Origin of the sequence: Parachryseolinea silvisoli (assembly GCF_021190955.1) — a bacterium.
Taxonomy (GTDB): domain Bacteria; phylum Bacteroidota; class Bacteroidia; order Cytophagales; family Cyclobacteriaceae; genus Ohtaekwangia; species Ohtaekwangia silvisoli.
Window position 1 is genome coordinate 1,234,564 of the sequence record NZ_JAIOAO010000001.1, and the last position, 13,847, is coordinate 1,248,410.

12 protein-coding genes are annotated in these 13,847 nt (G+C 50.0%); 3 read left to right on the forward strand and 9 right to left on the reverse strand.

The features are described 5' to 3' along the window. The first annotated feature begins 9 nt into the window (after window positions 1-9). Window positions 10-894, forward strand: coding sequence for a helix-turn-helix domain-containing protein (locus K7P01_RS05080; RefSeq protein WP_267290546.1), 885 nt, complete (start codon window positions 10-12; stop codon window positions 892-894). Here the strand turns inward: K7P01_RS05080 and K7P01_RS05085 are convergent, their stop codons facing one another. Further along, window positions 895-1,266 carry an SMI1/KNR4 family protein gene (locus K7P01_RS05085; protein WP_267290548.1) on the reverse strand — a complete coding sequence of 124 codons (372 nt, stop codon included), beginning with the start codon at window positions 1,264-1,266 and terminating at the stop codon, window positions 895-897. A gap of 75 nt (window positions 1,267-1,341) precedes the next feature. Here K7P01_RS05085 and K7P01_RS05090 point away from each other — a divergent pair, with 75 nt between their 5' ends. Beyond that, entirely contained in the window at window positions 1,342-2,406 is a 1,065-nt protein-coding gene (locus K7P01_RS05090) for an NADH:flavin oxidoreductase/NADH oxidase (protein ID WP_267290550.1), read from the forward strand. 9 nt (window positions 2,407-2,415) lie between these two features. Here the strand turns inward: K7P01_RS05090 and K7P01_RS05095 are convergent, their stop codons facing one another. The 6 genes from K7P01_RS05095 to K7P01_RS05120 all read right to left on the reverse strand — a co-directional run bounded on the left by K7P01_RS05095 (window position 2,416) and on the right by K7P01_RS05120 (window position 8,891). Continuing rightward, a complete protein-coding gene (locus K7P01_RS05095) occupies window positions 2,416-3,351 on the reverse strand; it encodes an alpha/beta hydrolase (protein ID WP_267290552.1) in 936 nt (311 codons plus the stop codon). A 77-nt stretch (window positions 3,352-3,428) separates the two neighbouring features. After that, window positions 3,429-4,922 (reverse strand): LamG-like jellyroll fold domain-containing protein, encoded by a 1,494-nt coding sequence (locus K7P01_RS05100; RefSeq protein ID WP_267290554.1) that lies wholly within the window; start codon window positions 4,920-4,922, stop codon window positions 3,429-3,431. A 245-nt stretch (window positions 4,923-5,167) separates the two neighbouring features. Beyond that, on the reverse strand, window positions 5,168-7,549 hold the full coding sequence (locus tag K7P01_RS05105) for an alpha-L-rhamnosidase-related protein (RefSeq protein WP_267290556.1): 2,382 nt from the start codon (window positions 7,547-7,549) through the stop codon (window positions 5,168-5,170). Window positions 7,550-7,651: 102 nt separating this feature from the next. Then, complete coding sequence (locus K7P01_RS05110; protein WP_267290558.1) at window positions 7,652-8,032, reverse strand: nuclear transport factor 2 family protein; 381 nt, start codon at window positions 8,030-8,032, stop codon at window positions 7,652-7,654. An 86-nt stretch (window positions 8,033-8,118) separates the two neighbouring features. Beyond that, a complete protein-coding gene (locus tag K7P01_RS05115) occupies window positions 8,119-8,337 on the reverse strand; it encodes a tautomerase family protein (RefSeq protein ID WP_267290560.1) in 219 nt (72 codons plus the stop codon). 11 nt (window positions 8,338-8,348) lie between these two features. After that, window positions 8,349-8,891, reverse strand: coding sequence for a YceI family protein (locus K7P01_RS05120; protein WP_267290562.1), 543 nt, complete (start codon window positions 8,889-8,891; stop codon window positions 8,349-8,351). Window positions 8,892-9,271: 380 nt separating this feature from the next. Here K7P01_RS05120 and K7P01_RS05125 point away from each other — a divergent pair, with 380 nt between their 5' ends. Beyond that, the gene (locus K7P01_RS05125; RefSeq protein WP_267290564.1) at window positions 9,272-11,653 is read left to right on the forward strand and encodes an ABC transporter permease; all 2,382 of its coding nucleotides are present in this window, start codon (window positions 9,272-9,274) and stop codon (window positions 11,651-11,653) included. A gap of 71 nt (window positions 11,654-11,724) precedes the next feature. Here the strand turns inward: K7P01_RS05125 and K7P01_RS05130 are convergent, their stop codons facing one another. Both K7P01_RS05130 and K7P01_RS05135 read right to left on the reverse strand, forming a co-directional pair. Further along, a complete protein-coding gene (locus tag K7P01_RS05130) occupies window positions 11,725-13,284 on the reverse strand; it encodes an FAD-binding protein (RefSeq protein WP_267290566.1) in 1,560 nt (519 codons plus the stop codon). A 22-nt stretch (window positions 13,285-13,306) separates the two neighbouring features. Beyond that, entirely contained in the window at window positions 13,307-13,627 is a 321-nt protein-coding gene (locus tag K7P01_RS05135) for a Bor family protein (RefSeq protein ID WP_267290568.1), read from the reverse strand. Window positions 13,628-13,847 lie beyond the last annotated feature (220 nt).

The window sequence follows — 13,847 nt, forward strand, 5'->3', positions numbered from 1 at the left end:
CCAACACCCATGCAACGGACTGAAACGGCCGCGTACTATCAACGACTTCAAAATAGGGTGGCGGAATATGTCGAGAACAATCTTACTGCCTCGTTTGGCATCCGTGAACTAGCCGATTATACGCATGTGTCATACCATCACCTGGCCGATGTCTTTCGGAGCGCACATACCGAGTCCCTGGGGCATTACATCACGCGGATCAAGCTGGAGCGGGCTGCTATGTTAAGTGCCTATACCCCACTCAACCTGAGTGAGATTGCCGACGCTACCGGGTTCGCCACAAAGCACTCGCTGTCAAAAGCTTTTGCAAATCATTTCGGCTTTTCGCCTGGAAAGGCAAAAGCCTCCGTCATCCGAACAGACTCGATCAATGCGGTTATGGATGGCATTACGTCTGAGGCACAATATCGACACATCGTACAGTCTGACTTTCCGTTTACGTTTAAACAATGTACGCTGGCGGGGGGTGTATTGGCCGGCTATACCTGGCACTTTGGAAATGCCTCGCCCGGTTATGAAGCATCCATGCCTTACCTGAACGATCTTTTATCCATGACCGTTGCCGGCAGGGCAAGACGCTGTATCAAAATATTCGACTCCGTGAATTTTACAGCCCTGCGCGACTATCGGTTGTTTTATGGGATCTTCGCGGAAGACACGAGCATGTTGGCACCTCATTTTGACGGCCTGGCGCTTCCCATTCGTCGGGGTACCTATCTCGTGTTTGACGTACCGGCTGGGCACCGCGATGATATTAAACATCACATCACGCGCTTTCGCGAGAGCCTGGTGTGGTATAAGAAGGTGTTTATACTCCGCGACTTCTATGACTTCTTTCTGCTGCACGACGGGCCGGATAACGGTGGGGAGTATTATCTATTTACCGGTGCTTGATCAGAGCAGACTGTCCATTGCCTCTTTGAAGTCCGTGAGGCTATCATAAAATTCCAATGTACTGGTCTCCAGTGATTCGTCATCATCGTTGAAGCAATAGACGCGCTCATCCGTTGCATCCTGAACGTTGATCAGGTGGAGGACTTCCCAGGGGCTGTTACCAATGATAATAACTTTTTCCTTTGCTGTCCCTTCGGGCAGTTGCGGTAGTATGGCCTGGTTCATTTCGATGAAGCGATCCGCATCGGTATAAACAAGGTCTACGAGGTCGCCCTGATCGGAGGCAAAACCATTAAACTGCTGCATAAAGGATATGTAGTGTGGCGGCAGGGTGATGCCGAGCTCTTTTTCAATCTTCTGAATATCGATCATAATCAAATAGCAACGTAATTTACTCTTTTGGCTTCGTATCTTTGTCAATCATTACCCGGTAAAATATAAAAGATTATGACAAGACTATTTAGTCCCTTAAGGATCAAGGGCGTGATGCTAAAGAATCGTATTGTTGTTTCACCCATGTGCCAATATTCTGCTGTTGACGGCTTCGCCAACGACTGGCATTTGGTTAACCTGGGGAGCCGGGCGGTGGGTGGTGCTGCGTTACTCTTTGCTGAAGCCACGGGAGTCTCTCCGGAAGGTCGTATATCTCCGCAGGATCTGGGTCTCTGGAAGGATGAGCACATCGGGAAGCTAACGCAAATCACGTCGTTCATCCAACAACAGGGAGGCGTTGCCGGCATTCAGCTGGCGCACGCGGGTAGAAAGGGAAGCACGCAGACACCCTGGCTGGGACGCGGCGCAGTAGACGTTAAAGATGGCGGCTGGGTGCCCGTTGCGCCCTCCCCCATGGCATTCTCCGCGAAGTATCCGATGCCGGCAGGGCTGGATGATCGTGGTTTGCGAAAGATTGTCGCTGACTTTGCCTCGGCTACGGAGCGGGCATTACGGGCAGGGTTTCAGGTGATCGAAGTTCATGCGTCGCACGGTTACTTGCTGCACCAATTCTTGTCACCATTAAGTAATCATCGTCAGGATGCTTACGGCGGGAGCTTTGAGAATCGCATACGGTTGTTGTTGGAAGTGATCGAGGGTGTGAAGGGCGTGCTGCCACAAGATGTTCCCTTGTTTGTACGGATACCCGGTACCGACTGGGCCGAAGGAGGATGGACGCCAGAGGACGCGGTAGCGCTTGCCGCTATTCTAAAAGATAACGGCGTCGACGTCATGGACGTGACATCGGGCGGACTGGTGGAGCATCAAAAGATCACGGTGGGCCCCGCGTACCAGTTGCCCTTTGCCGCTAAGGTGAAGAAGGAGACAGGTGTGCTAACCTCCACGGTTGGCATGATCACAAGCGCTACGCAGGCTGAGGCAATTTTAGAGAACGGCGACGCGGACCTCATTATGATGGCCCGGGAGTTTCTGCGAGACCCGTATTTTCCATTGCATGCAGCGCATGCGCTAAAGGCAGAAATTCCGTGGCCGGTACAATATGAAAGGGCAAAGGAATAATTATTGCCTCTAACCTCTTTTACGAGTATAGTCAGTGTCGCGCGTATTTTGTCTTTTTACAAAATCGATGATCAACTCCCGGTAGATGCTTTTATTCGCGTATGATAGCTCTTTCCAAAGCCCTCCATGGTTGCGTCGGTGAACGTGGAGCACTTCAAATTTCTTATACTCTTTCGCGCGTAACTGATCTTCGAACAGTCGGGTATATTTGAAGGTGTTGGTTTCCGAGATCAACAGCATGGGCGTTGCTAAACTGTCGAGATAGGTAGCGGGCGATGCATGCTGAAACTCTTCCGGGGTAAGCCCGAAAACACTTCCAATATGGTTATCTGCGAAGGCGTTTCCATTGCCCTCGGCCAGCACCTGGTAGTAGTGCTGCACATTGTACATTCCGGCGATGGGAATGACGCCCCGGATTAGTTCTTTGGATAGACCGTGTTGCTTGAGGTACCGGTTGTCCATCACCACCAGTGCGGCCAGGTGCGCGCCGGAAGAATAACCGCCGACAAATATATTGCCCTTGTCAACCCCGTAACGGTCCGCGTTTGCGTACAGAAAGGCAATCGCTCGCGCCAGGTCTTTGACATGCTCCGGATGTTTTATGCCCACGTTCAAGGTAGAGTCCTTCCAGGTAGCGGGGCTGAGTCTGTGCCCGACGGATGCCACAGCAATGCCTGACTCGGCTATTTTGCGGACCAAATCCATTTCCATGTCCGGATTGACGTAGGACCAGGCACCACCTCCTACCCAAATCAACAGCGGTGGTTTGTTTACTTTTTTGGGTATTACCAGGTTGATGCGCTGTTTGGATGTATCGGCGTCCGGACCGGTGTAGTAAGCTATGCGGTCTATCTCGGTGTAACTCTTCTTTTTGACCTGCGGGAAGGCGGTGCAGGCCGGGAGGACTAATAGTATAAACAGGAAGACTTTAAGCGGGGCCGTCATACAACTTAGTTTTATACTAAATGTATGGAAGAAAAGGCCTGGAGCAAGGGATGCCTGCCATTTTTTGGGCGAGTTGATTATTTCAACACATGTACCCAGCCTTTATATTGTTTGTCGCCAAACTTTATGAGATAATAGTAGGTTCCACTGGCAACGTTTTGACCTCTCCAACCTGCGCTCGCATCCGTGGTTGAAAAGACTTCCCTTCCCCAGCGATTTTTGATGATCATCGAGAATGTCTTGATGCCCGTATAGTGAGCATAGGTATCATTTGTTACGATGTAAAGTGTAAAGACATCATTGAGATGGTCGTCGTTGTCTGGCGTAATAACATTGGGAATAAAAATAACTTCCTCTACGACCTCCACGGATGCTTCGCAGAATGCCGTGCAATGATTTGCATCTTCCACAAATACTTTGACCCGGTAGTTTCCAACGTCTGTATAGATATAGTTGGCACTGCTCTTTGGTGTTTGAACGATCGTTCCATCGCCAAAATCAAATGTGTACAAAAAAGGCGGCAATCCGGAACTTACTGTAACGGTATAAACAGTATTCACTCCCACGAGTGCTGACTCAAAAAACAAACACGCCAGGTCGGGCTGGGGCAATACAGTGGCCGTCACCTTTTTGGGGGCGCTGGTTACTCCGTCTAACGTGCCTGCAACGTAATACGACGTGGTTTTCGTCAGCCATGGCGTTGTATACGTATCTCCATCCTGCAGCAAGTTGCCGCCGGTTTCCGCATCATACCATTTGTACTGTGCATTGCCCGATGCTGTCAGGGTAAAATAGCCATTGCCACACTGCGTCTGATCGGTTACGTTCACGACAATCGGGACCGGTGTAGTACAAGGAATTCCATGTTGATAAAGCTCCTCTATCTCCGCCAGGTTCAACGCCCGGTTGTAAATAACGACGTCGTCTATCACACCGTTAAAAGGCTGTGCTAAATTGCAACGGGCTCCCAGGATGGCGTTAGGATCTGTTCCATAATATGGCGTGGTCAAGCTAGTTGATGTTGTGGCTATCAGCACTCCGTTTATATACAATCGCATTTCCGCGTTAACCCGTACGGAAACAATATGATACCACGTATCTGTCGCCGGCAAAATGCCCGACGGGACAGAGGTTGTTGTTGGTGGCGTTGTGTTATTATACCCGCCCCCGGTAATGCCCACGAATCCCTCCGTAGAGTAGACGTTGGCGATGTTGATGGTCTGATGCCTGCTCGTAGCGTCGCCAATGGAAAATATAACAGCGGAATTGCCGATTCCCGGAAGGGACGCCGCCCTGGCCCAAAGGGAATAACTATAGTTGGAATTTACGAATGGCGCCGCGGGAATACTAATATAATCACTGACGCCGTCGAACTGATACGCGCTGTTGGCCACTCCAAAACGATCCGTGGTGAGTGCCGCCCCCGTTACGGTACCGTGGTGATTGTGCCCGGTTCCATCGTTAGCATTTCCGGAAAACGCGTAACAGGCTACAAGACCGCCCTGTAGGTCTACCTGGCAAACTGCCGGTGATACTATGCCAAAAAATATAGCGGCTATCCAATAGCGCACAAAAACAGGGTTAGGTCAGATTTTCCAAAGTTAATAATTTCCAGATACTTTCAAGAACACGGATATGTTCGCACCTCGTTAGATGATCGTATCCGTCCACCGAGGTGGTGGCACCTTGTTCAGCAAAAACTACTTGATTGGATGTGCCGAGGGTAGCTTGGAGCTGTCGGAAAGCAGTGTGCTATACGTTGTGGGCACCAGGAAGGTCAGGACCCTAAATCATGCGACGAGGCCGACTACAGTGTTTAGATCACGAATGCATTGGCGCCGGGTTTAAGAACATAGGTCTTCGCTTTCCAATGCAAGGTTCCGGTTGTCTTTATGGGAAGGTGAATATTGACTTTCCATTTTCCTCCCGCCACGACATATTCGACGGAAATCTTTCCATTCGGGTGTGGGACCTCGCCGGCAACATTTGTTAACGTGCCAAGATGCGGCTCGATCTTAACAGTGGTAAAGCCAGGGGCGTCGCTGTCGACGCCTAATACGGTGCGGAAAAATTCGATGTTCGGGCTGGCGCCCCAGGCATGGCACTCAGAACGTACGGTGGGGAGGCTGGAGTCTTCGGCCCAGGTGGTGAGGCCCATGGCGATGTTTTCGCGCCAGATGCCCAGCCAGCGCATGTAGTCATCACCCCGGCCCGCTTTTGCCAGGGCCTGATGCAGGTAGTATTTGAAATAAATCGTGCACTGGTTTAAGCTTTTGTCGTTCAGCAGACCGTTTGCCACGGCGGGCAGTTCCTGACTGCTGACGATGCCCGCCAGTATAGCCAGCGCGTTGACATGTTGTGAGAAAGCATCTTTTTCCTTTGTGTCGGCATATAGCTTCCTGGTCGGGTCCCAATATTTTCGCCGGATGGTAGCCTTTAGTTGCAGGGCCTTTTGATCATATATCGCCGCCAGGTCTTTCAGTCCCATGGTTTGTTCCATGTCTCTCGCCCACTGGTATGCCAGGAGCAATTGCAGGTCATAAATAGCCGCGCTTCCGTCCGTCCCTTCAATACGCCCCCACATGTTGCCCGCCCAGTCGACAAACGTCCAGTACGGCGTGTCTTTTAGAGAGCCATCTGCCTGCTGGTATTTGCTAAAAAAATCCAGTACCGCCCGGGCGCCCACCAATTTATCTTTCACAAAGTCGCTGTCGTTTCGGTACATCCAGTAATCGTGCAGCATGCCGATGTACCACAACGAAAATGGCGATATGATCTGGGTGCCTTTGGTGGGATAACAGCTGCGAGTAATGCCTTCTGCTATACGCGAATGGTCGATCTGGGTGAGGGCATTGCGGGCCAGCCGGTCGTCGTCGGTGTTGTAGTATGAGATCATGGCCTGGATGCGGGTGTCACCAATGTATTGCAACTGCTCGTAGTACGGGCAGTCCATGTAGGTTTCCCACGCATTGAGTCTTGCGGTGCGCCAGCCAATGTCTATTATTTGCTTTATCTCGGTATTGTCTGTTTTAAATACGGCTGTCTGTTTAAACGGATAGCCGGTAAACGTACCGTATAGATCGTCGATCACCAACGGATCGTGTTTCGTTTTTACGAAGACCTTTATGTAACGATACGTGCGAAAATTCAACGTCGTGAACGTCTGATCTTTGCTACCGTTGGAAATGATACTATCCTTCCGGCCAATAAAATCTTTGCCCTCGACTTCATTCCGGTTGCTTTTACGTGTTCCGTTGCTGCCTTTGTCGTAAAGCGTTTCCGCATAGCCCAGTGAGATCCCGGCGTCTGTGCCGCCGCTAAAGTTTAGCGTTACGTAGGCGTTTGTTTCGAACGTCTGGTCCAGGAGTAGCGAAACCGATGTATTGGCGGGAATGGTCAGCGGTGTCTTCTTTTCCGGAAAGGTTGCGGGAACGTTGATGCCTTGTGCACTGCGCAGTTTAAGAATGCGCTGGTATGTCATTTCCCGTGGCGGCAACAACGATGGTACCAACGCCCAGTCTATGCCCCAGGCCATGCCTTTGAGCTTTCCTTCCAATACTTTGACAGCCATCGGCCAGTTGGCGTCATCAAAATTTCCGGCCGTCCACGGACCTTTAACCGTCTGACGCATATCTACCATTTCTCCTTTGCTCGCAGCAAAGAAATAGCCCGGGATGGGTTGATGGCCGGCGTCCCGAATGCCTCTCCAGGTATTGTTGGTATTGAGCACGTCTTCCGCCTGCGAGCTGCCTTGCACAATAAAGCCGGTGCGCACGCTGATCTGGGCTTCGGGACGGTATTCGGCTTCATTCCACACGAGCGCGGCGACGGTATTCTTTCCGGACACGAGGTAGGGTGCCAAATCGACTGTTTCGTAATTCCAATAATACGTGTCACCACGCGCCGGACCGAGCGACACGAGCACGTCGTTGACATATAGCTTATACCGATTGTCTGCGGATACGTACACTACGAACGTCGCGGGCTTAGCCGCCAGCACGACGCTCTTGCGAAAGTAGTAGACGCCATATTCGTTACCAGTGATATTCGGTGGAGCGATCCACTCGGCGGTCCAGGGTCGCACGGTGAGCGGTGCTTTTGCCGATTGACAGTAGCCCGCTTTTGTACCGAGAGAAATAAATGCGATTAAGACGATACTGCGGGAAAGAACCCTACCGATTGCTTTTTCTGGTGCCATTGTCAGCCTATGTTATATCTTCCTGGAATATGAACCAGTCAAAGATATAACATATGTCTTTACCCAGGCGTCCCGTAGTGTCCTGATCGTTCTCCTGTGCCGCTATTGCGCTACGTCGGACATCATTTTGTTGACGATCACCCAACGCCCATCGATCTTATGAAAGGATAGAAACTCATCGTAGTTAAAATCATACATTTTTACATGCACCTTCGCCATCGCAATGGAGTTGACCGTTTCAATGGAGACGATGGTCCCTTTAAAGGGTGCGCCGGCATCTTTGGGGCTCACCCGGTTCTTTACACCTTCGAGATAAACATCGAAGGTCTTTGCATAGGGCTGGCCCTTTACATCTCCGAACAACAGTGTACCGGGATGCAGCACTTTTTTCAATGCGTCCAGATCACCTTCGTAGATGCCCCTGAAATAATAATTTTCAAGGGCTTGTGAAATTGCGAGTGAATCCTGTTGATTGTTTTTCATGGTTTTAGAGGTTTGCGCTTTTACTATCCCGGGTGTCCAGGATAGTAAAGCGATTAGAAAGAATATTTTCATGATTCATGACGTGACTACTTTTTGTCGGCGGTGATGCCCTTTTCACGCAGTACCGAAACCTGCTCACCGGCATATCCCCAGTCATCCAGGTTGATTTCCTGGATCACGACGTGCGTTAAATGTGGGTCTTTGTTCAATACGTCGGTAACCAGGTCGGTCACACCTTTGATCAGTTGCTGTTTTTGTTTGCGGGTTACACCTTCGCGTGTCAGCTCTATTTTAATGTATGGCATAGTAGTGGTTTTTATACGGTGACAGAAACATCTTTTTTAACGGCTTTTGCGGTGAGCGTTACATTCAGCTCAAAATCGTTGTAGATCAGTGTATCGCCCAGGTTCTGGAAGAAATTGCCGGAGCGAAATTTCATTTCATATTTTGTGCGGTCGACGATCACCCGAGCCGATGCCGTCAGGAGGGTGTTGCTGGCGTTTGCTGATATCCCGAAACTAACAGGATGTTTGATCCCTTTGATGGTCAGGTCTGCTTCTACGCGATCGCCATTCACGGAAATAATGTTCAATACAGCTTCCGGGAATTCCTCTATGGAGAAGAAGTCGTCTGATGCCAGGTGCGTTAACATTTGCGTGTTGGTGGCCGGATCCAGTATATCCAGAATTTTGATGCTTGCCGTGTTCACAACCACGGTGCCACCTACGACTTTGCCGCCATTCAATACTATCTCACCTTCCTTTACGTCGATGGTACCGTCATGTGCGCCTGTAACCTTTTTACCGATCCATTCGATTTTGCTTTGCTCCGGTACAATCTTAAAAATCTCGTTTTTCATTTCGTTGTGTTTTAATTTATATACGAATTAACGCGGGTTTCCGTGGGAAGTCGCGTGACCTATGTCACAATCCGGCGGGAGTGATGCGTTATGTGATGTAGATCACTTTTGGGATGAATGTCAGTGTTGCTATGGTTTTTATATCCGATCTTCGAAAGACTTTACAGGGGCTATGCTCCTCATGGTGTTATCCTAACAGCGGCTTGCCGGCGCTGAGCCACGCGAAGGATATACGCGAAGCTTGCAGATTCCACTGTCCGCTCACGGTCAACAATGACCCGGGAGCGGACATCGTTGTTCTTCAAATATCCTGGAATTGGGCTTTTTCACTCCTGGCACCTTTATTGACCACACGTCTCCATTACCTTAACCTGTTTTCCATGATTAAAAGCTATTTTCTGGTAGCCTTCCGCGCCCTGAAGCGCAACAAGCTCCATGCTTCCATCAATATCATCGGGCTGGCTATCGGCATGGCCTGCTGTATGCTGATCGCGCTATTTGTTCAGTTCGAGCTCGGTTATGACCGTCAGAATAAAAATGCAAACCGGATATACCGGCTGGCGGTAGACCTGGAGGCTAACAATTGGGCCATTTCTGCCTTTCCGTTGGGTGCGCTCCTGAAAGAGAACTATCCCGAGGTCGAGAATTATACACGCATTAAACCGGTGGATGTATTCATGCAAAATTCTTCCGGTACGTTGTTCAAGAATAAAGAAAAAGTCTTCTACGCCGATTCCACGGTGTTTGATGTGATGGATATTCGCCTCATCAAAGGGAATCCGGCTACAGCGCTGGCAGAAGTCAACTCGATCGTGATTACACCGGACGCAGCAAAGGCCTACTTTGGCGACCAGGATCCGATCGGCAAAACACTCACGATGCTGGGGAACAAAAAGGAGTTTGTTATTACCGGCATATTCGAACCGCTGCCCTCCAATTCCCACGTGCATATGAATATGATGGCGTCTTCGGAAAGTTTCGAATCCATGCGTGCCGATTCCAAGGTAGGCTTCAACTCGCTGACCAATCACTATACCTACGTGGTTCTTCCGGAAGGCATCGATCATCTTGCTTTCGAAAAGACGATATCGTCTTTTCTCGATAAATACCAGAATATACAAGCGGGAGATGATCCAAATGTGATTCGCCTTCAGCCTTTGACGTCCATTCACCTGCACTCCAACCGGGGACTGGAAATTGAAGCCAATGGAAATATGAATACGGTCTATACTTTGTCGGCGATCGCATTCTTTATCCTCATTATTGCCTGCATCAATTTCATGAACCTGACCACGGCACAATCGCTAAAACGAGCACGTGAAGTGGGAATCCGAAAAGTAGTAGGTAGCCAGAAGCGTCAACTGATCTTTCAGTTTCTGAGCGAATCCGTCGTCATCAGTTTCCTGTCGTTGGCAGTGGCCATTGTGTTGTTGACGCTGGTTGTTCCTCAATTTAACTTCATCTCCGGAAAGGAGATTGTCATCAACCCGCTAAAAAATTCGCTCATTGTCTTCATCTTTACGGGCATCACGCTATTTGTCGGCCTCTTTGCCGGAACATACCCCGCGTTTTTCCTCTCCAGCTTCAAGCCGTCATCGGTATTAAAAGGTAACTTCATCGGTAATATCAGTGGCCAGGTGCTACGAAAAGGATTGGTGGTATTTCAGTTTGCCATCGCGTTTTTGATCATGGTAGGAACGTATGTTGTATACTCCCAGCTGAACTACATGCTTACTAAAAACATGGGCTTTGATCGCGAACAGACCCTGGTGCTCACAATGCCCCGGGACAGCGTGGGCGATCGTAGTATCAAAAATGAAATGGCCCGTCTGGCCGGTGTTACCAGCGTCACGCGGTTTAACGAAATACCCGGTAAAATGGTCAATACGACCAATCTCTGGTATGAAGGCGTAAAAGATAATCAGGCGGAAAACCTATATCTTTTTAGCGGCGATGCTGACCTGTTAAAGACCCTGGGCATAAAACTAAAAGCCGGAAGTTATTTTGGTGACGACACCCAGCAATTCGGCAAGGAATTCGTGATCAACGAGACTGCCCTGGAACACTTTGGCTGGAAGCCGGAGGAAGCCATTGGCAAGCTCATGGAGTTTGGTGAACGCGGAAGTGAACCGGGAAAGGTCATTGGTGTGATCGAGGATTTCCATTTCAAGCACCTCCATGACGTTATCGATCCGCTCGTATTATATCTCAATCCACATTATGAAGGCCGATACATGGCGTTAAAAGTCAACACCAACGACATGCAGGCCATGGTGACGGCGATCGAACAGAAATGGAAAAACCTTCTTCCGCAATATGAATTCGAGTACCAATTCCTGGATGAGAGTTTCGATAAGCTCTTTGACCAGGAAAAACGACTCGGACAGCTATTCGGAATATTTTCTGCACTGGCCATCTTTATATCCTGCCTCGGCCTGTTCGGATTGGCCTCCTTTACGATGGAACAAAGCCGCAAAGCCGTTGCCGTGCGTAAAGTATTGGGTGCCTCGGTACTGAATATTGTCGTGATGATGTCAAAGAGCTTTTTGAAGCTGGTGTTGTTGGGCATGTTACTGGCCGCTCCGCTGGCTTATTTTGCTGCTATGAAATGGTTACAAGGCTTTGCCTACAATGTAGGCTTCACCTGGATCGTATATGTATACGCCGCCTTCGTAGCCATGTTTGTTGCCTTTGCGACGGTGAGCTATCACTCGTTCAAAACCGCGCGAACGAATCCGGTAAATGCGTTGAAAGCACAATAGCTTTTCAATAATATAGATGCTTTATGACAGCCCCTGGTTCATGAAAGATCAGGGGCTGTCTTTTTAAGGCGCTATGTCAGGAGTGTTTCTGGCAGTCCGTCATGGCACAGGCCCCAGGCGTCGATCTGCTGGTTATTAAAAGCGTTTCGTACCGCGGGTTGCAATAATTCCCGCCGCGCTTTTTTCCAGCCATCGATACGTTCCTGTCCATAGCCTTTGATCATACGGTCGTTGTTCAGACCGCATTGTTTGCCCCAGTGGAATGTATAGGGTATGCCTGCCTCGTCCAGTCTGCGCCAGGCTTCTTCAATAAATTTCAGCATGCGTTGCGACCATACACAGTCGAGCTCCAGCACACAGGTTTGGGGCGCAAAATGCGTGAAGCCCAGTGTGGCCGCTGTAGACTTCACAAAACGCAGGGCGTAGACGCCGGCAAAGGGACCAAACCGATTGTCCCCGTTGAGCTCGAGCATAAGGTTCAGTACACGGTTGACTTCTTCCATGGGCATGCCCATGGCCGTGCTGATAAGCTTGCCGCGAAGCTCGGTGTCGCCGAAGATCTCCCCACGTGTTCCGACAACGTTGTGAAAGGTTTTATAGGACGCTTTTACCACGTTGTTGACGATCATCGGGACCGAGGCCGGTATGGCGTCCGACACCAGTCCAATGAAGGCTGGGGCATCATCGCCTGGTCCGAAGCCCGAAGTTGTGTCGGGGGGCGAGTATTGATCCGTATACGCTCTTTTGTACATCGTTGTGACGTATGCCCCATTGGCCATGTCGTGCGGATTAAACGTGATCTGAAAATGATGGGGAATCTCGCTTCCATGGGGCAAGAAGCTCGCGTTCGCGAAATCGAGCGTCTCCAACATGGGGCGTAACGCCGGGCTTGTTTCGCGCTGCCGGTAGCATTCCAATAGGTACAATGGTTCTGTTTCAAGCAATACACCGTGGATGAAGCCAAAGCTGCCAAAGCTTACCACCGCGGCATTGAACAGGTCGTCGTTAAGAATGTACTTCGCTTTAAGTTTCTCCGCAAAAACCGGTTTCGTTACGCGATGGCTGGCGCGCTCGATATACACATTATGCTCCGGTACCTGGGGATCCGGACCGGTAATGATGTGCAAGCCCACCACAAACTCCTGAATTGCGCCGAACCCGAAGGCCGATCCGTGTGTTCCGGTAGACATCGCACCGACGATCGTCTGACCGTTACTTGCACCGGAAGTTTTCAACGAGCGCCCTTTCCGTTTCAGGTACAGGTTAAGCTCATGAATAGATACACCGCATTGTACGAAAATAAGGTCCTGGTTCGTGTCGGTGTAGGCGTCGTCCACGAGGGACGATCCCAGGGAAAACCGCAAGTTAAGTCCCTTGGTGTTGTACATCCTTCCTTTATGGCACGTCGCAATACGCGACCATGTCCAGCCACCGCCCAGCGCGCGTAATGTTATTCCCTGACCGATCACTTCACCGATCTGCCCCTGTATCGCTTCCGACATTCTGGTATAGCTGGTGAGGACATCATCGTCCGCGCTATTCCACATATCATAGAGGTTGTCGATCTCTTCCGTGAACGTGAGGTGACGGTTCTCCCAGATCTTGCTTCCGGTTTCTACTATTTTCGGCATAGTATTGTGGATTAGTAATTCATTACTCGATCACAGTATCACCGCCAGGTTGGCACGGTTTGGCGCATTGCCATTCTACTTTCATCGGGCTCCATATTCCCAGCGTGGCCACGGTAATGACGGAATAACCAAAATTAGAGGTGACTCTTACTCGGTGGAAGCCCACGGGAGGATCGGGTGCGGCGCAGTTAGGCGGGTTTAGGCCGTTTCTGGGTTTGACCGCCAGTCCCCAAAAGAGGTTATGCATCGTGGCCGACTTCGTTTCAGTCGACGCGCTATTCTTGGAGGTAATCGTGTAGTGATAACACGACTGAAGGGTCGATGCTATTACGAGGAATAACATTATCCCGCAGACATTTCTGCACGTGGACTTAGGATGAGGGGTGTTTGTTAGCATGGTATAAACGATTAAGTGAAGGCAATAAAAAAGCCCATCATTCTACCGCTGGGGCAGCACGATGGGCTTCTAAATCAAATGTAATCCGGCTTGCGCTTATTTACAATCTTTGGCCGGGAGGATTAATCCCCTATTTTAATTGTCGGTAGTAGCAACTACTATATCT

Excerpts from the sequence above, each read along its gene's own strand:
- K7P01_RS05110 (WP_267290558.1), bottom strand. The coding sequence starts at position 8,032 with ATGAAAAACAATCAACAGGATTCACTCGCAATTTCACAAGCCCTTGAA.
- K7P01_RS05125 (WP_267290564.1), top strand. The coding sequence starts at position 9,272 with ATGATTAAAAGCTATTTTCTGGTAGCCTTCCGCGCCCTGAAGCGCAAC.
- K7P01_RS05120 (WP_267290562.1), bottom strand. The coding sequence starts at position 8,891 with ATGAAAAACGAGATTTTTAAGATTGTACCGGAGCAAAGCAAAATCGAA.
- K7P01_RS05085 (WP_267290548.1), bottom strand. The coding sequence starts at position 1,266 with ATGATCGATATTCAGAAGATTGAAAAAGAGCTCGGCATCACCCTGCCG.
- K7P01_RS05090 (WP_267290550.1), top strand. The coding sequence starts at position 1,342 with ATGACAAGACTATTTAGTCCCTTAAGGATCAAGGGCGTGATGCTAAAG.
- K7P01_RS05080 (WP_267290546.1), top strand. The coding sequence starts at position 10 with ATGCAACGGACTGAAACGGCCGCGTACTATCAACGACTTCAAAATAGG.
- K7P01_RS05095 (WP_267290552.1), bottom strand. The coding sequence starts at position 3,351 with ATGACGGCCCCGCTTAAAGTCTTCCTGTTTATACTATTAGTCCTCCCG.
- K7P01_RS05105 (WP_267290556.1), bottom strand. The coding sequence starts at position 7,549 with ATGGCACCAGAAAAAGCAATCGGTAGGGTTCTTTCCCGCAGTATCGTC.
- K7P01_RS05115 (WP_267290560.1), bottom strand. The coding sequence starts at position 8,337 with ATGCCATACATTAAAATAGAGCTGACACGCGAAGGTGTAACCCGCAAA.
- K7P01_RS05130 (WP_267290566.1), bottom strand. The coding sequence starts at position 13,284 with ATGCCGAAAATAGTAGAAACCGGAAGCAAGATCTGGGAGAACCGTCAC.
- K7P01_RS05135 (WP_267290568.1), bottom strand. The coding sequence starts at position 13,627 with ATGTTATTCCTCGTAATAGCATCGACCCTTCAGTCGTGTTATCACTAC.